The sequence below is a fragment of the Microbacterium sp. No. 7 genome (assembly GCF_001314225.1).
Classification (GTDB): domain Bacteria; phylum Actinomycetota; class Actinomycetes; order Actinomycetales; family Microbacteriaceae; genus Microbacterium.
Window position 1 is genome coordinate 1,673,036 of the sequence record NZ_CP012697.1, and the last position, 15,885, is coordinate 1,688,920.

General features: G+C 73.2%; 15 protein-coding genes and 1 tRNA gene. 10 read left to right on the plus strand and 6 right to left on the minus strand.

The features are described from left to right. Nucleotides 1–56 precede the first annotated feature (56 nt). Together AOA12_RS07610 and AOA12_RS07615 are read left to right on the plus strand one after the other, a co-directional pair. On the plus strand, nucleotides 57–860 hold the full coding sequence (locus AOA12_RS07610) for a lytic transglycosylase domain-containing protein (RefSeq protein ID WP_054681667.1): 804 nt from the start codon (nucleotides 57–59) through the stop codon (nucleotides 858–860). 4 nt (nucleotides 861–864) lie between these two features. Then, complete coding sequence (locus AOA12_RS07615) at nucleotides 865–2,043, plus strand: MarP family serine protease (protein WP_054681668.1); 1,179 nt, start codon at nucleotides 865–867, stop codon at nucleotides 2,041–2,043. Nucleotides 2,044–2,065: 22 nt separating this feature from the next. On the opposite strand, the gene AOA12_RS07620 is transcribed toward AOA12_RS07615, so the two are convergent. After that, nucleotides 2,066–3,103: a GTP-binding protein gene (locus tag AOA12_RS07620; RefSeq protein WP_054681670.1), complete on the minus strand. Its 1,038-nt coding sequence runs from the start codon at nucleotides 3,101–3,103 to the stop codon at nucleotides 2,066–2,068. Between the two features lie 109 nt (nucleotides 3,104–3,212). Here AOA12_RS07620 and ykgO point away from each other — a divergent pair, with 109 nt between their 5' ends. Then, the gene (gene ykgO, locus AOA12_RS07625; RefSeq protein ID WP_023951906.1) at nucleotides 3,213–3,335 is read left to right on the plus strand and encodes a type B 50S ribosomal protein L36; all 123 of its coding nucleotides are present in this window, start codon (nucleotides 3,213–3,215) and stop codon (nucleotides 3,333–3,335) included. Between the two features lie 40 nt (nucleotides 3,336–3,375). On the opposite strand, the gene AOA12_RS07630 is transcribed toward ykgO, so the two are convergent. The 5 genes from AOA12_RS07630 to AOA12_RS07650 all read right to left on the minus strand — a co-directional run bounded on the left by AOA12_RS07630 (nucleotide 3,376) and on the right by AOA12_RS07650 (nucleotide 7,310). After that, nucleotides 3,376–3,795: a nuclear transport factor 2 family protein gene (locus tag AOA12_RS07630; protein ID WP_054681672.1), complete on the minus strand. Its 420-nt coding sequence runs from the start codon at nucleotides 3,793–3,795 to the stop codon at nucleotides 3,376–3,378. A 62-nt stretch (nucleotides 3,796–3,857) separates the two neighbouring features. After that, nucleotides 3,858–4,691, minus strand: coding sequence for a cytochrome c biogenesis CcdA family protein (locus tag AOA12_RS07635; protein WP_054681674.1), 834 nt, complete (start codon nucleotides 4,689–4,691; stop codon nucleotides 3,858–3,860). Beyond that, on the minus strand, nucleotides 4,691–5,500 hold the full coding sequence (locus AOA12_RS07640; protein ID WP_231637200.1) for a DsbA family protein: 810 nt from the start codon (nucleotides 5,498–5,500) through the stop codon (nucleotides 4,691–4,693). The genes AOA12_RS07635 and AOA12_RS07640 overlap by 1 nt, the downstream gene beginning before the upstream one ends. A gap of 96 nt (nucleotides 5,501–5,596) precedes the next feature. Then, complete coding sequence (locus AOA12_RS07645; RefSeq protein ID WP_054681678.1) at nucleotides 5,597–6,724, minus strand: lactonase family protein; 1,128 nt, start codon at nucleotides 6,722–6,724, stop codon at nucleotides 5,597–5,599. A gap of 82 nt (nucleotides 6,725–6,806) precedes the next feature. Further along, nucleotides 6,807–7,310: a MarR family winged helix-turn-helix transcriptional regulator gene (locus AOA12_RS07650; RefSeq protein WP_054681680.1), complete on the minus strand. Its 504-nt coding sequence runs from the start codon at nucleotides 7,308–7,310 to the stop codon at nucleotides 6,807–6,809. A gap of 62 nt (nucleotides 7,311–7,372) precedes the next feature. Between AOA12_RS07650 and AOA12_RS07655 the strand changes: the two genes are divergently transcribed. From AOA12_RS07655 to AOA12_RS07685, 7 genes are all read left to right on the plus strand, one after another. Continuing rightward, nucleotides 7,373–7,444 (plus strand) — tRNA-Gln (locus tag AOA12_RS07655). Nucleotide 7,445: 1 nt separating this feature from the next. Further along, complete coding sequence (gene glmU, locus AOA12_RS07660; protein WP_054681682.1) at nucleotides 7,446–8,906, plus strand: bifunctional UDP-N-acetylglucosamine diphosphorylase/glucosamine-1-phosphate N-acetyltransferase GlmU; 1,461 nt, start codon at nucleotides 7,446–7,448, stop codon at nucleotides 8,904–8,906. Continuing rightward, on the plus strand, nucleotides 8,893–9,945 hold the full coding sequence (locus AOA12_RS07665; protein WP_054686857.1) for a ribose-phosphate diphosphokinase: 1,053 nt from the start codon (nucleotides 8,893–8,895) through the stop codon (nucleotides 9,943–9,945). The genes glmU and AOA12_RS07665 overlap by 14 nt, the downstream gene beginning before the upstream one ends. Nucleotides 9,946–10,021: 76 nt before the next feature. Then, nucleotides 10,022–12,724: an HAD-IC family P-type ATPase gene (locus tag AOA12_RS07670; protein ID WP_054681685.1), complete on the plus strand. Its 2,703-nt coding sequence runs from the start codon at nucleotides 10,022–10,024 to the stop codon at nucleotides 12,722–12,724. A gap of 127 nt (nucleotides 12,725–12,851) precedes the next feature. Next, nucleotides 12,852–13,376, plus strand: a complete 525-nt coding sequence (locus tag AOA12_RS07675) for a hypothetical protein (protein WP_054681687.1) — start codon at nucleotides 12,852–12,854, stop codon at nucleotides 13,374–13,376. Then, entirely contained in the window at nucleotides 13,373–14,251 is an 879-nt protein-coding gene (locus AOA12_RS07680; RefSeq protein WP_054681689.1) for an FAD:protein FMN transferase, read from the plus strand. The genes AOA12_RS07675 and AOA12_RS07680 overlap by 4 nt, the downstream gene beginning before the upstream one ends. Before the next feature lie 58 nt (nucleotides 14,252–14,309). Beyond that, nucleotides 14,310–15,881 carry an FAD-dependent oxidoreductase gene (locus AOA12_RS07685; protein WP_054681691.1) on the plus strand — a complete coding sequence of 524 codons (1,572 nt, stop codon included), beginning with the start codon at nucleotides 14,310–14,312 and terminating at the stop codon, nucleotides 15,879–15,881. The last annotated feature ends 4 nt before the right edge of the window (nucleotides 15,882–15,885 follow it).

Here is a 15,885-nt window from a genome sequence, read left to right on the forward strand (position 1 = left end):
CTCAGGGACACGACCCGGGGATCTGACAGGCGGCCCGGGTACTCTGGGTCGCGATCATGTCCGACCCTCCGCGCATCCGGCCGCCACGGCTCCGCTGGATGCTGCCCGCGCTCGTCGTCGCGATGATGCTGGGCGGCGGTGCGCTGCTCGCCGCCGCGGCCGTGACCTCGATCGGCGGCCTCGACCGGGCCGGCGATCCCGAGGAGCCGCGCGTGGCCACGGCGCCGACCGAGACGGCCGCCCCCGCACCGACGCGTACGCCGGCGTCGGCCTCCGCCCCGGTCTCCGGCATCCCGATCGCCGAGCTCGCCGACCCGGCCTGGACGCAGCGGATCGCCGCGGCGGGCGACATCCCCGAGCGCGCGATGGCGGCCTACGCGGGCGCCGCCCTCGCGGTCGCCGGGACGCACCCCGCGTGCGGCCTCGGCTGGAACACGCTCGCCGCGATCGGGCTCGTCGAGACGCTGCACGGCAGCATGCACGGCGCGACGCTGCACGCCGACGGCACCGTGCTGCCGGCGATCGTCGGCATCGCCCTCGACGGCGACGGCACGATCCCCGTCCCCGACACCGACGGCGGCGCGATCGACGGCGACGCGGTCTGGGACCGCGCCGTCGGGCCCATGCAGTTCATCCCGTCCACGTGGGCGCTCGCGGCGCAGGACGGCGACCGCGACGGCGTGACCGACATCAACCAGATCGACGACGCCGTCCTGGCCGCCGCCGTGCACCTGTGCGAGGTCGGCGGCGACCTCACGCAGCCCGAGAACTGGATCGCGGCCGTGAGCGCCTACAACCCCTCGCTCGACTACAACCACCGGGTCGCCGCCGCGGCGAACTCCTACGCGACGCTGGAGTGACGCCGTGTTCGACATCCTTCTCGTGATCCTGCTGGTCGTCGCCCTCGTCGCGGGCCTGCGCGCGGGGTTCTTCTCGGCGATCGGCACCGTGTGCGGTCTCATCGCGGCGGGCCTCGTCGCCCCGTGGGTGCTGCCCTTCGTCGCGGGCCTCGTGACCGATCGTGCGTGGCACGGCATCACCGTCGTCGGCAGCGCGATCGTGCTGCTCGCGCTCGGCGCGGCGATCGGCGGCGCGATCGGCCGCGTCATCCGCAGCGGCGCCGACAAGCTGCGGCTGAAAGGCATCGAGCGCCTGCTCGGCGGCGTCGTCTCGCTCGTCGCGGCGACCCTCGTGCTCTCGCTCACGGCCGCGGGCATCGCGTCGGCCGGCATCCCCGTGCTCTCCGCGGCCGCGGCGTCGTCGACGGTGCTGCGCACGATCGACCGCATCACGCCGGCGCCGCTCGCCGAGGCGATGGCGCGGCTGCACTCCGCGGTCCTCGGCGACACGGTGCTGCCCACGATCGACGGCCTGCTCGACGACGGCGAGCTCGCCCCCGCGCCCGACCTCGGATCGATCGACACCGACGATCCCGCCCTCGCGGCGGCGGCCGGCTCGGTCGCGCGCGTCTCCGGCATCGCGCACCAGTGCGGCACGATCGCGAGCGGAACCGGCTTCGTCATCGCCGAGGACCGCATCGTCACGAACGCGCACGTCGTCGCCGGGGTCGACACGCCCCTCGTCGAGCTGCCGGGCGAGCCGGCGCGCGACGGCCGCGTGATCTACTTCGACCCGGTCGACGACCTGGCCGTCATCGCCGCCGACGTCGACGCCGCGCCGCTGCCCCTCGCCGATGCGCTCGTGCCGGGGGATGCCGCGGTCGTGCAGGGGTACCCGTACGGCGGGCCGTTCCAGACGGTTCCCGCGGGGGTGATCTGGAGCGGCTCGGCGCCGATCGGCGACATCTACGGGTCGGCCACCGCCGACCGCGCGATCTACAGCCTGCAGGCCGAGGTGCACCCCGGCAACTCCGGGGGCCCCGTGCTGACGGCGTCGGGCGCCGTCGCGGGCGTCGTGTTCGCCCGCGACGAGGTGCGCGCCGACGTCGGCTACGCGATGACGAACGACGAGCTGCGTCCCGTGCTCGACGCGCTCGACGGCAGCGACGACGCCGTGGCCACGGGCGTCTGCCTCGCGGCGTAGCTCCGCGCCGCGTCGGGGCCGGCTACTCCGCCGGGCGCGTCGCCGGGACCCACGTGGGGAACGGGTCGGCGAAGCCCGCCCACGCGGCCGGGCCGGCCGCGAGCTCCTCGTCGGTGAGCGCCGTCGCGTCGAGGGCCGCGGCGAGGGCGTCGCGATCGAGGTCGATGCCGATGAACGCGAGGTCCTGCCCCACGGCGAGCAGCTCGTCGTCGTCGGCGACCAGGTCGTCGCCGCCGAGCGGCTCGAACGAGATCATCGACCCGACGTGCTCCCAGCGGCCGACGAGGTGCGGGCGCGTCGCGAACCGGCAGAACCCCGCCGAGCGGATCACGGTGCCGAGCTCGCCCGGCTCGATGCGGTCGTCGAGCAGGCGCTCCAGCCGGCCGGGATGCAGCGGGCGCACGTTCTCGTAGCGCATCGCGCGCACGCGCGGATCGGTCATGTGCGGATCGAAGTCGTCGCTCAGGATGCCGAGCCAGCCCGCGCGCGTCTGCGCGGGCGTGTACGGAGGGCCGGCGGGCCACTGGCCCGCGCCGTCGCGCTGCAGCCGCAGGCGCGCGTGCGGCGCGAGATGGCTGATGAGCGACATCACCGTGGAGAGCGTCGCGGTGGGCAGGGGCTCCCAGTTCACGAGGACGATGACCGACGCGTACTCGAGCTGCGTCACCGTGAGCATGGCGTGCGCGACGTACTGCGGGGGAGAGGGATGCCACCACGGCGGGGCGAGGCGTCGCGCGTACGTCTCGCGGCGCAGGTCGTCGAGCAGGTGCGAGGCGTCGGCGACGCACACGACGTCGAGCAGCCGGGTCGTGGCGTCCGGCGCCGCGAGCGCGCCGATCACCTCGGTCGTCAGCGTCTCGTGCGGGAACTCGAGCACGGCGCCGGCGGGTGTGTCGGCCCACGAGGCGAGGGCCGCGGCCTCGTCGACCGGGTCGGGCGAGAGGGCGAGCCGTCGCGCCGAGACGAGCATGCGTCCCGTCGTCTCGGCCAGCCGCTCGGCGTGACGCTGCCGCTCGGCGCCGCAGCTGCCCACGACGGCGATCACATCGATCTGGGTCATCCGGTCTCCTTCTTCTCTCCGGGCGCGTGCGGGTCGCGCGGGCGCGATCCGCACTCCCGCCGATCTTCCCACTATAGTGATAATCGTTCTCAATAGAGGGAGATGGAAGATGAAGGTCCGTGCGTCGATCAAGTCGTTGAAGAACCAGCCCGGTGCGCAGGTCGTGCGCCGTCGCGGGCGCGTCTACGTGATCAACAAGCTCAATCCGCGGTTCAAGGGGCGGCAGGGGTGAGGCGCCGGGCGATCGGGCGGCCGATCGCCCGGCGGGCTCGTCAGAGGTGCGCCTGGGCCCGCGCCGTCATCCTCGACACGCGCCAGCCCGTCTCGGTGCGCACGTACTCGTCCTCCATGGTCTCGTAGCCGAACACGCGGTTCTCGCCCGTGAGCAGGCCGGCGACGAGCCACATGCCGCGCGCGTGGTCGGCGTCGTCCACCTCGATCTGCGGCATCGTGGCGAAGTGGACGACCTTGGCGGCGCCGACGATCATGCGCACGAAGTCGGCGAAGGCGTCGGTGCCGTTCACCACGTTGTCGGGTCGGCCGTTGCCGGTCTCGTCGATCGAGGTGACGACGACGTCGTCGGTCAGCAGTGCGGCGATGGTCTCGAAGTCTCCGAAGTCGATCGCTCGAAACAGCCTCATGCGCATCTGCTCGATCTCGTCGACCGCCACCAGGCGCTCCACAGCATCCATGTCAACTCTCCTTTGAGTCTCTCGTGCGCCGCGACGATGCGGCACCGTGGTCACGCTATCGCCTAATTCCGAGCGTGTCCACGGTTTCGCTCGCGGCGCGTCCGTCGCCGACGGTGCGCCCACCACACAGTGGCCAGCACCGCGAGCGCCGCCGCCGCGAGCACGAGATCGGGGATGCCCGAGGTCGCGCGCAGCGCGTCGGCCTCCAGGGCGGCCTGCGACTCGGCGCCGAGCACGCTCGGCAGCCCGGCCGTGCCGTCGGTCGCGATGAGGAGCACGCCGACCGCGATGGTCAGGATGCCGCCGACCAGCTGCGTCGAGGTGTTGCGCCAGCGTCCGACGCGCACCTCGCGCGGGCGCATCCACCGGCGCACCGCGGGCACCCGGTCCCACACGAGGGCGAGCACGAGGAGCGGCACCGTCATGCCGACCGCGAACGCGGCGAGCACGAGGCCGCCGTAGAGCGCGTCGCCGCCGAAGGCGCCGAGGGCGAGCACGGCGCCGAGCAGGGGACCCGCGCACACCCCGGCGAGGCCGTAGACGGTTCCGAGCAGATACACCGAGGCGACCGAGGTGCCCTCCGACGCGGCGGTGCGCGACAGCCCGGGAACCCGCAGACCCGCGGCCATGACGACGCCGAGCGCGATGACCAGGGCGCCCAGCACGGCGACGACGGCTCCGCGGTGCGCGCTCACGAACGCCCCGACGCTGCCCGCGAGCACACCCAGCGGGACGAGCGTCGTCAACAGGCCCAGGAAGAACACCCCCGTGCGGGCGAGCAGCCGCCCCGCGCCGGTGAACGCGTAGGCGAAGAACGCCGGCAGCAGCATGACCGAGCACGGGCTGAGCAGCGTGAGGATGCCGCCGACGACCGCCCCGGCGAGCCCGACGTCCATCAGCGGGCCGCCGCGGCGACCTTCTCGTCCAGCAGCAGGCGGAAGGTCTCGACGGGCTGCGCGCCGGCGAGGGCGGAGCCGCCGGCGACGAAGAACGGCACGCTCGTGATGCCGAGCCGCTGCGCCGCACGCGTGCTCGTGACGACCGCCTCGTGCAGCGCGGGATCGTCGAGATCGGCCGTGAACGTCGCGATGTCGGGCACCCCGGCCTGCTCGGCGAAGCCGACGAGCCTCTCGCGCGGCATGTCGGGATGCCCCGAGGAGGGAGCGGCCGCGAAGAGCACCTCGACGAACTCGTGGAAGCGTCCCTGGGCCGCCGCGGCGCGCCCGGCGACCGCCGCGGCGAGGGAGTCGTCGCCGAAGAACACGACGTCGTGGTACTCGATGCGCACGAGACCGGCATCCACGTACTCGTCGACGATCAGCGGCAGCGTGCGGACCGCGTGCGCGGCGCAGAACGGGCACCGGTAGTCGAACCACTCGATCAGCACGACGGGCGCGTCCACGGCGCCGACCGCCATCGGATCCCCGTCGACACGCCGGGCGAGGTCGGGCACCGCGCCCGACGCCGTCGCCTCGGGCGCGGTGTCGCGGGTCGCCGTGTCACCGGCCTCGGGCGGCGCCGTCGGCGCGGCCGGCGGGCCGGAGAGCTGCCCCGCCACGACCACGGCCAGGAACGCCGTGACGACCGCGAGCACGAGACTCGTGAGGCGCCACCGGCGCACGCGGCGCTCGAGCTCCGCCTCCCGAGAGGGCGAGGCGGACGGCGGCGGATCGGTCGGCATCGTCTCGGGGCTGAGGGCACTCACCCGCTCGACGATACCCGGCCCGCCGTCGGCGCCCGGTCCGCCGGAACGGCGCCGGCGATCGTCCGGCCCGGCGACCGTCCGGCCCGGTGTCCGGGGCTACGCCTCGATCGGCAGGATGACCGAGCTCGGGCCGTCGGCGAACCGCAGGCCGGTCGGCGTCGGGGGGTGCTCGGAGCGCACGATCGTGCCGTCGGCCTGGATGCGGTAGCTCGTGATGACGACGTGCGAGCCGTCGACGAAGATGGGCGACGAGACGAGATAGAGACGGGTTCCGTCGGTCGACAGGCTCAGCATCGCGGGTCCGGGCAGTGTCGGGTAGGGCGATCCCGGGAGATGCGCGAGCGCGCCGTCGGGGCCGATCTCGTAGGCCGTGATGCTGTCGGACATCGTGTTGGCGAAGTACACGAACCGCCCGTCGCGCCCCGCGACGGGGTTGTGCGGGAACTTCTCCGCGGGGTAGGGCGAGTCCGCGAGCCGCGCGAGCGACCCGTCGTCGCCGACGCGGTAGCCCGTGATCGACTCGGAGCGCTCGTTCGGCACGTAGAAGAAGCGGCCGTCGCGCGAGAGCACCGGCGTGATCGGGAACTCGCCGTCGGCGAGGATGCTCTGCAGCGGCCCCGACAGCGCGCCGTCCTCGCCCACGGCGAAGCGCAGCACCGATCTCTTCGGCGTGTCGGCGACATAGAGCGTCGTGCCGTCGGGCGTGAGCACGAGCTGGGGGATGCCGTCGCGCGCAGTGCCCATCGAGATGGGCACGCCGGCGAGGTGGGGCAGCCCGTCGTCGTCGATGCGGAAGCGTGCGATGGCGCCCTTGAACATGCCGGCCGGGCCGCGGCCGACGCCGACGTAGAGGTTGCGGCCGTCGGGCGAGATCGCCATGCCGACGGCGGTGACCTGCCAGGGCAGCCGGATCGGCTCGGCCGCCTCCTCCAGCGTGCCGTCGTCGCGCACGCGGAAGGTGGCCAGCTGCGGCCGGCGCGCCTGCTTCCAGCTGAACGGCATCCCGAGCCCCAGTCCCGGGGCGACGTAGAGGCGGCGCCGGTCAGGGCTCGCGACGATGCTGAAGGTGCCGGCGCCGCTCGGATAGGGCGACCCGGGCAGCGGGGTGATCGAGCCGTCCTCGTACAGGTCGAACGCCGCGATGCCGCCGCTCTGCGCGACGACGTACATGCGGTCGACGGGCCCGCTGCCCGCGCTCTCGGAGGTGTTCGTTGCGGTCGCCATGGCCGTGCTCCTCAGTCTCGCCCGCCGCGCGTGATTCCCTATGCCGTCCTCGGCATTGGCGGTGGCCCCAACTATAGGCCGCTCAGACGTCGAAGCTGAGGCTCAGTTTGCGCAGCAGCACGGCGAGCCGGTCGCGGTCGCTGCGCGAGAGCGCCGCGAGCAGCGCGGCCTCCGCGTCGACGAGGCGCGTGATCGCGGCATCCACGCGGGTGCGGCCGTCGCTCGTGAGCGTGACCAGCACGCTGCGCCCGTCGCTGGGATCGGCGGCGCGGCGCACGAGCCGGCGCCCCACGAGCCGGTCGATGCGGTTGGTCATCGTGCCGCTCGAGACCAGCGTCTGCTGCAGCAGCTGCTTGGGGCTGAGCTGGTAGGGATCGCCCGCGCGGCGCAGCGCCGAGAGCACGTCCCACTCCCACGGCTCGATGTCGCTGCGGCGGAAAGCCTCGCGGCGCGCGCGGTCGAGGTGACGCGACAGCCGGTCGACCCGCGAGAGCACCTCGAGGGGCGAGAAGTCGAGGTCGGGCCGCTGCGTCCCCCACGCCTCGATGATGCGGTCGACCTCGTCGTGCTCGCCTCGTTCGTTCACGGAACCATTATCCGCGCGTGGCAGACTGGGACCTGCGGTGCGCGCCCGTCGCGTGTCCGCGTTCCGCCGTGGTGTAACGGCAGCACGACAGCCTTTGGAGCTGTGAGGTTCAGGTTCGAATCCTGGCGGCGGAGCATGGCAGACAACGCACTCGACCAGACTCTGGCCGTCGTCATCCTCGCCGCGGGGCAGGGCACGCGCATGCGGTCCTCGCTCCCCAAGGTGCTCCATCGCATCGGCGGGCGCCCGCTCGTCGGGCACGTGCTCGACACGGCCCGCGACCTCGGGCCCGCGCACGTCGCCGTCGTCGTGCGGCACGAGCGCGACCAGGTCGCCGACGCCGTGCTCGGCGTCGCGCCCGAGGTCATCGTCGTCGACCAGGACGAGATCCCCGGCACGGGGCGCGCCGTCGAGGTCGCGCTCGACGCGATCCCGGGCTTCGAGGGCGACGTGCTCGTGCTCAGCGGCGACGTGCCGCTGCTCGACGCCGACACGCTCATGGACCTCGTGCGCACGCACCGCGAGAGCGCCGCGGCCGCCACCATGCTCAGCGCCGTCGTCGACGACCCCACGGGCTACGGCCGCGTCATCCGCGGCTCCGACGGGGCCGTCGAGCGCGTCGTCGAGCAGAAGGACGCGAGCGCCGACGAGGCCGCCGTGCGGGAGATCAACGCGGGCGTCTACGTCTTCCAGGCCGCGCACCTCCGTGCCGAGCTCGCGCAGGTGGGCACCGACAACGCGCAGGGCGAGAAGTACCTCACCGACGTCATCGGGCTGCTGCGCCGCGACGCGCTGCGGGTCGCGGCGTCCGTCGCCCGCGACGTCTCGGTGACGCTCGGCGTCAACGACCGGGCACAGCTCTCGGAGGCCGGCCGGCTGCTCAACGCCCGCACGGTGCGCCGGTGGCAGCTCGCCGGCGTCACCGTGCAGGACCCCGCCACGACGTGGATCGACGTCACGGCGACGATCGAGCCCGACGCGACGATCCTGCCGAACACGCACATCCTGCGCGCGACGGCGGTCGCGGCCGGCGCCGTCATCGGCCCCGACACCTCCCTCGTGGACTGCGAGGTCGGGGAGGGCGCGACCGTGACGCGCTCCGACGCCACCCTCGCGGTCATCGGCGCCGGCGCGACCGTGGGACCGTTCTCGTACCTGCGGCCCGGGACCCAGCTCGGCGCCCGCGGCAAGATCGGCACGTTCGTCGAGACGAAGAACGCCACGATCGGCGAGAACAGCAAGGTGCCGCACCTCAGCTACGTGGGCGACGCCGAGATCGGACGCGGCGTCAACCTGGGCGCCGGCGCCATCACCGCCAACTACGACGACCTGGCCAAGCACCGCACCGAGATCGGCGACGAGGTGCACACCGGCTCGCATAACGTCTTCGTCGCGCCCGTTAGAATCGGAGACGGCGCGAAGACAGGCGCCGGGGCCGTTGTCCGGAAGGACGTCCCGGCAGGCGCACTCGCCTTGAGCGTCGCCCCTCAGCGCAACGTCGAGGGGTGGGTCGAGAAGAATCGATCGGGAACCGCGGCGGCCGATGCGGCCGCGCGCGCCCGGTCCGCAGAGAAAGCCGGCGATGGCGCGCAATAAGAACAAGGCCGAGAACAAGCACCGCGTGGATCTCGACGTCGAGCGGGGGATCGCACCGGGCCTGGTCGCCAAGACCAAGAAGCGGCTGGTCATCGCCTCCGGGCGTTCGCACGAGGCGCTCGCCGTCGACGTGGCGGAGGCGCTCGGCACCGAGCTCGTGCCCACGGAGCACCGCACGTTCGCCTCGGGCGAGGTGCTCACGCGCTTCGAGGTGTCGATCCGCGGCTGCGACGTCTTCCTCGTGCAGTCGTTCGGCCCGCCCGTCAACGAGTGGCTGATGGAGCTGCTGATCATGCTCGACGCCGCCAAGCGCGCGTCGGCCAAGCGCATCACGGTCGTCGCCCCCTACTACCCGTACTCCCGCCAGGACAAGAAGGGCCGCGGCCGCGAGCCCATCTCGGCGCGTCTGGTCGCCGACCTGCTGAAGACCGCGGGCGCCAACCGGGTCATGAGCGTCGACCTGCACGCGGCGCAGATCCAGGGCTTCTTCAACGGCCCCGTCGACCACCTGTTCGCCAAGCCCGTGCTGCTCGACTACTTCGAGAAGAACCTGTCGGAGGGCGACCGCGCCAAGCTCACGGTCGTCTCGCCCGACACGGGCCGCGTGCGCGTCGCCGACACGTGGTCGGACAGCCTCGACGCGCCGCTCGCGATCATCCACAAGCGCCGCGACCCCAACGTCGCCAACCAGGTGACCGTGAACGAGATCGTCGGCCACGTGGGGGGCCGGGTCTGCCTGCTCGTCGACGACATGATCGACACCGGCGGCACGATCGTCAAGGCCGCCCAGGCGCTCAAGGCCAACGGCGCCGAGCGCGTCATCGTCGCCGCGACGCACGCCGTGTTCAGCGCTCCGGCGACCGATCGGCTGCAGGACGCCTCGATCGACGAGGTCGTCGTCACCGACACGATCCCGCTGCCCGACGAGAAGCGCTTCCCGGGCCTGACGGTCCTGCCGATCGCGCCGCTGCTGGCGCGCGCCATCCGCGAGGTGTTCGAGGACGGCTCGGTCACGAGCATGTTCGACGGCGCGGCCTGAGGCATCTCGCGCGCGGCGCCGGGTTTTCCCGGTGCCGCGCCGGGGACGTGTCGGCGCCCCGACCTAGACTCTGTGCATGGCAGATCCCGTCGCGTCGCCCGCTCTGCACGTCCCCCGGCCGTTCGCCGCGGATGCCGGCGAGGTCGCCGCCCGGCTCCGCACCGACCCGGGCACGGGGCTGTCGTCGGCCGACGCCGCGGCGCGGCTCGCGGAGCTCGGGCCCAACCGGCTGCCCGAGGCGCCGCGCAAGCCCGCGGTGCTGCGCTTCCTCGCCCACTTCAACGACACGCTCATCTACATCCTGCTGGGCGCGGCCGCCATCAAGGCGGTCATGCGCGACTGGCTCGACTTCTGGGTGATCATGGCGGTGGCGATCATCAACGCCGTCATCGGCTTCGTGCAGGAGGGGCGCGCCGAGAAGGCGCTCGACGGCATCCGCGGCATGCTGTCGTCGGATGCGAGCGTGCGTCGCGACGGCGCGTGGGCGACGATCGCGGCGGAGGACCTCGTCGCGGGCGATGTCGTGCGGCTCATGCCGGGCGACAAGGTGCCCGCCGACCTGCGCCTCACCCAGGCGTTCCAGCTCCGCATCGACGAGGCGGCGCTGACCGGCGAGTCGGTGCCGGCGAGCAAGAAGACGGATGTCGTCGCCGAGGACGCCGGCGTCGGCGACCGCACGTCGATGGCCTTCTCGGGCACGATCGTCGCGGCCGGCCAGGGCCGCGGCATCGTCACCGCCACGGGGGCGCGCACCGAGATCGGCCGCATCCAGGAGCTCGTCGGCGAGGCCGGGAAGCTCGCGACCCCGCTCACGACGCAGCTCGCTGCGTTCGGGCGGGTCCTCACGCTCATCATCCTGGGCATGGCCGCCGTGATGATGCTCATCGGCACGTACCTGCACGAGATGCCGCTGCCCGAGCTCGTGTCGGCCACCATCGGCTTCGCCGTGGCCGCGATCCCCGAGGGCCTGCCGGCGCTCGTCACCATCACGCTCGCGATCGGCGTGCAGCAGATGGCGCGACGCAACGCGATCACGCGCAAGCTGCCCGCGGTCGAGGCGCTCGGCGCCGTGACGACCGTGTGCTCCGACAAGACCGGGACGCTCACGAAGAACGAGATGACGGTGCGCACGATCGTCACGCCCGTGCGCGCGTATGACGTGCGCGGCCTCGGCTACGACCCGCGCGGCGACATCGTGAGCGACGGCGACGTCGTCGGCGACCCCGCGCCCGACCTCGCCGCCCTGCTCGCCGTCGCCGATCTCTGCAACGACGCGCACATCGTCGCCGAGGGCGATCGCTGGACCCTCGTCGGCGAGCCGACGGAGGGCGCGCTGAAGGTCGCGGCGATGAAGGCCGGCCTCTCGTCGGCCGGGCGGCGCATCGGCGTCGTGCCGTTCGACTCCGCGAACAAGTTCATGGCCACGCTCAACGAGGCGCCCGACGGATCGCGCGCGATCCTCGTCAAAGGCGCCCCCGACCGCCTGCTCGAACGCTCGCTCACGCAGCGCGGCGCCGACGGCAGCGAGCCGCTCGACGTCGTGTTCTGGCAGGCGCAGATCGACCGTCTCAGCGGTGCGGGGCTGCGCGTGCTCGCGGGCGCGCGGCAGCGCACGCGCCGGGCGGAGGTCTCGATCGACGATCTGCACGACCTGGAGTTCCTCGGCGTGTGGGGCATTCTCGACCCGCCGCGCCCGGAGGCGATCGAGGCGATCGCCGACTGCCACCGCGCCGGCATCCGGGTCAAGATGATCACGGGCGACCACGCGGGCACGGCCGTCGCCATCTCGCGGGAGATGGGCGTCGTCGCGGACGGCGACGCGCGCGTGCTCACGGGCGCCGAGCTGGAGGACCTCAGCCAGGACCAGCTCGCCGCGGTCGTGCGCGACGTCGACGTGTTCGCGCGCACGAGCCCCGAGCACAAGATCCGCATCGTGCGGGCGCTGCAGAAGCACGGCGAGGTCGTCGCCATGACCGGCGACGGCGTCAACGACGCCCCCGCGCTGACCCGTGCCGACGTCGGCGTCGCGATGGGCATCAAGGGCACGGAGGCGACGAAGGAGGCGGCCGAGATCGTGCTCGCCGACGACAACTTCGCCACGATCCGCGGGGCGATCCGCGAGGGCCGGCGCATCTACGACAACATCCGCAAGTCGATCGTCTTCCTGCTGCCGACCAACGGGGCGCAGTCGCTCGTGATCCTCGTCGCCGTGCTGTTCGGCATGACCATGCCGCTGACGCCCGTGCAGGTGCTGTGGATCAACATGGTCACGGCGGTCACGCTCTCGCTGGCCCTCGCCTACGAGCCCGCGGAGCCGGGCATCATGTCGCGGAAGCCGCGCACCCCGGGCGGATCGATCGTCTCGGCGACCGACCTCGTGTTCGTGCTGCTCGTGTCGCTGCTCATCGGCGGTGCGACGCTCGCGGTGTTCGCGATCGCGATCGCGGCGGGGCACGAGCTCCCCGTGGCACGCACCGAGGCCGTCACGATGCTCGCGCTCGGCCAGCTCGCGTTCCTCTTCAACTGCCGCATGCTGACCCGTTCGAGCCTCACCCCCGCGGTCCTGCGGGGCAACCGGGTCGTGTGGGCCTCGGTCGGGGGCCTGCTGGTGCTGCAGCTGCTCTACACGTATCTGCCGTTCATGCACACGCTGTTCGACTCGCGCCCCCTCACCCCGACGGGATGGCTGCTGCCGGTCGGCTTCTCCATCGCGGTGTTCCTCGTCGTGGAGGTGCTGAAGGCGTGGCGACGCCGCTCGGCATCCACTGCCAACGCATAGGTCCGCCACAGGATGCCTCGTGGATGCGGCGGTTAGCGTGGTCGCACCACCACCCGCCACCGCGCCGGCCCCGGGCCGGTTCGACGGAGGCACGACCGCTGAGGCACGACTGAAGGAGAGCAGCATCATGATCCGCACCCACGCCGTACCCCGCCCCCTCCGCACCGGAGCCGCTCTCGTGTCGGTCGCCGGCATCGTGCTCGTCGCCGCCGGCTGCGCCCAGACCGCCGACGAGGCGATCGCCGACGGCGACGCCACGACGCAGGCGCCCTCGGCCGCCGTGACCGAGACCGACGAGGCGACGACCGAGACCGAGACCGCCGAGCCGACCGGAGAGGCGGCCTCGAGCGGCAGCATCTACACCGACGGCACCTACTCCGCCGAGGGCTCCTACGCGACGCCCGAGACCGTCGAGACCGTGTCGGTCACCATCACCCTCGAGGGCGACGTCGTCACGGCCGTGGAGGTCGTCGGCGATCCGCAGACGCGCGAGTCGGTGCAGTACCAGTCGCAGTTCATCGGCGGCATCTCCGACGCCGTCGTCGGCCAGCGCATCGACGAGCTGTCGGTCTCGCGCGTCGCCGGCTCGTCGCTCACGAGCGGCGGGTTCAACGCCGCGCTCGAGACGATCAAGTCCGAGGCCGCCGCGTGAGCGTGCGCGCCGACGTGTCGCAGTGGGAGCTCGACGCGATCGGCACACGCTGGCAGGTGCAGACGTTCGACGTGCTCTCCGACACGGCGCGCGACGCGGTGCGCGGGCTCATCGACGCCTTCGACCGCGACTGGTCGCGGTTCCGCGACGACTCTCTCGTGAGCGCCCTGGCGCGAGGCGCGGGCGTCGTCGCCGCGCCGCCCGACACGCGCGCCCTCCTCGACACGTACGCCGCCCTCGCCGAGGCGACCGCGGGCGCCGTCAACCCGCTCGTCGGCGACGCGCTCGCGCGGCGCGGCTACGACGCCGCCTACCGGTTCGTCGACCAGGGCGCCGAGGCGGCGCCGTCCGACTGGCGCACACGGCTCGCGTGGACCGACGACAGCCTGCTGCTGACCGAGCCCGCGACCCTCGACGTCGGTGCGATCGGCAAGGGCCGGCTCGTCGACCACGTCGCGAGCCTCGTCGCCCAATGGGCCGAGGGCCCCGTCGTGGTCGACGCCGGCGGCGACATCGTCGTGCGCGACGGGCACGAGCGCATCGCCCTGGAACATCCCTACGACACCTCGCGCGCGATCGGCGTGTGGGAGGTGACGGATGCCGCCCTGTGCGCCTCGGCCACCAACCGCCGGGCGTGGGGCGACGGCCTGCACCACGTGCTCGACGCGCGCACCGGCGAGCCCGTGCGGCGCATCGCCGCGACCTGGGCGGTCGCGCACGACGCGATGACCGCCGACGCCGTCGCGACGGCGCTGTTCTTCGACGGCGGACCCGAGATCGCCGCCGAGTGGGACGCATCGTGGGTGCGCATGACGACGGACGGCCGCGTCGACTGGTCGCCACGCTGCGACGCCGAGCTCTTCCTCTCGCGCTGACGGCGATCCGCCGCGCCGACCCCCTACGCCGCGCCGACCCCCTACGGTAGGAGTCATCATGAGAGCCGTCGTCATCGCGGCCAACCGCCTGCTCGCCGTCACCGGCCGCATCTCGATGTACCGGCTCACGCTCCTCGCGCTCGCCGTGCTCACGGTCGCCTCGATCGGCGTGTCGCTGTTCGGCCTCGTCGCCCCCGGGCCCGGCGAGCTCCTCGCCGCCATCGCCGTGCTCGGCGGCGCCTGCGCGGTCGCCGACGTGGTCGGCCACCGGATCGTGCGGCGCGCGTGGCGGCCCGAGTCCACCTTCATCACGGCCGCGATCCTCGTGTTCGTGCTGCGGCCCACGCTCGATCCCGCGGGCCTGGCGGGCCTCGCGATCGCCGGCATCGCGGCATCCGCCTCGAAATACCTCCTCGTCTGGCGCGGACGGCACGTCTTCAACCCCGCCGCGCTGGGGGCGACCGTGCTGACGGTCGTCAGCCTGTGGGCGCCGCAGCTCGGCGCGTCGGCCTGGTGGGTCGGCACGCCCGTGCTTGCCGTGCCGCTCGTGCTGCTCGGCATCCTCGTCGTGCTGCGCACCGAGCGACCGCGCCTCGTCGTCGTGTTCCTCGTCGTCGCGGTCGCGACCGCGTTCATCCGCACCTCGCTGCAATACCGGCAGGCGGGGCTCGACATGGCGCCGGGGGAGCTGTTCTGGCAGATCCTGTGGTCGTCGCCGTTCCTCTTCCTCGGCGCGTTCATGCTCACCGAGCCGCTCACGCTGCCACCCCGGCGCGGGCAGCAGCTCGCGGTCGCGGCGCTCACCGGCATCCTCGCGGGATGGCCGATCTCCCTGGGCGAGATCACGCTCGGCCAGGAGCGCGCGCTGCTCGTGGGCAACCTCCTCGCCTTCGCCCTCGCCTTCGCGGCGCGCGGATCGGCGCGACTGATCCTCGTCGACCGGCGCGAGCTGACCCCCACGGTGCGGGAGCTCACCTTCCGCGCCGACGGCGCGCTGCGCTTCGCACCCGGGCAGTTCCTCGAGCTGGAGGTGCCGCACGCGCGTCCCGACGCCCGCGGCACGCGTCGCGAGTTCAGCCTCGTGTCGGCCCCCGAGGAGCTGCCGCTCGTCAGCATCGCCCTGCGCGAGAGCGCGTCGGGCGACGGCCGCGCCTCCAGCTACAAGCGGGCACTCGCGCAGGTCGCGCCGGGAGACGCGCTGCCCGTCACGGGCGTGTGGGGCGACTTCGTGCTGCCGGCGCGCGCCGAGGCGCCCGTGCTGATGATGGCCGCGGGCATCGGCGTGACCCCTTTCGTGTCGCAGCTGCGGCACGCGCGGCTCGCCGCGCAGCAGCGCGACATCGTGCTCGTCTACGTCGCGCCGCGCGCCGACGAGCTCGCCTTCCGCGACGAGATCGCCGCCTCGGGCATGCCCGTCGTCGTCTACACGCCCGACGAGCCCCCCGCGCTGCCCGCGCACTGGCGCTGGGCCGGCGGCTCCCGCATCGACGCCGAGGGCCTCGTACAGGCGGTGCCCGACATCGCCGCCCGGCACGCGTACGTCTCCGGCCCGCCGACGCTCATCGCCGCGCTCACCCCCGCCCTGCGCCGCGCGAGATCGCTCACGACCGACGCGTTCGCGGGGTACTGAACGG

What these genes read in the sequence shown, in the direction of transcription:
- AOA12_RS07610 (WP_054681667.1), top strand. Translation starts at nt 57, where the DNA reads ATGTCCGACCCTCCGCGCATCCGGCCGCCACGGCTCCGCTGGATGCTG.
- AOA12_RS07620 (WP_054681670.1), bottom strand. Translation starts at nt 3,103, where the DNA reads ATGACCCAGATCGATGTGATCGCCGTCGTGGGCAGCTGCGGCGCCGAG.
- ykgO (WP_023951906.1), top strand. Translation starts at nt 3,213, where the DNA reads ATGAAGGTCCGTGCGTCGATCAAGTCGTTGAAGAACCAGCCCGGTGCG.
- AOA12_RS07630 (WP_054681672.1), bottom strand. Translation starts at nt 3,795, where the DNA reads ATGGATGCTGTGGAGCGCCTGGTGGCGGTCGACGAGATCGAGCAGATG.
- AOA12_RS07635 (WP_054681674.1), bottom strand. Translation starts at nt 4,691, where the DNA reads ATGGACGTCGGGCTCGCCGGGGCGGTCGTCGGCGGCATCCTCACGCTG.
- AOA12_RS07645 (WP_054681678.1), bottom strand. Translation starts at nt 6,724, where the DNA reads ATGGCGACCGCAACGAACACCTCCGAGAGCGCGGGCAGCGGGCCCGTC.
- glmU (WP_054681682.1), top strand. Translation starts at nt 7,446, where the DNA reads ATGGCAGACAACGCACTCGACCAGACTCTGGCCGTCGTCATCCTCGCC.
- AOA12_RS07665 (WP_054686857.1), top strand. Translation starts at nt 8,893, where the DNA reads ATGGCGCGCAATAAGAACAAGGCCGAGAACAAGCACCGCGTGGATCTC.
- AOA12_RS07670 (WP_054681685.1), top strand. Translation starts at nt 10,022, where the DNA reads ATGGCAGATCCCGTCGCGTCGCCCGCTCTGCACGTCCCCCGGCCGTTC.
- AOA12_RS07675 (WP_054681687.1), top strand. Translation starts at nt 12,852, where the DNA reads ATGATCCGCACCCACGCCGTACCCCGCCCCCTCCGCACCGGAGCCGCT.
- AOA12_RS07685 (WP_054681691.1), top strand. Translation starts at nt 14,310, where the DNA reads ATGAGAGCCGTCGTCATCGCGGCCAACCGCCTGCTCGCCGTCACCGGC.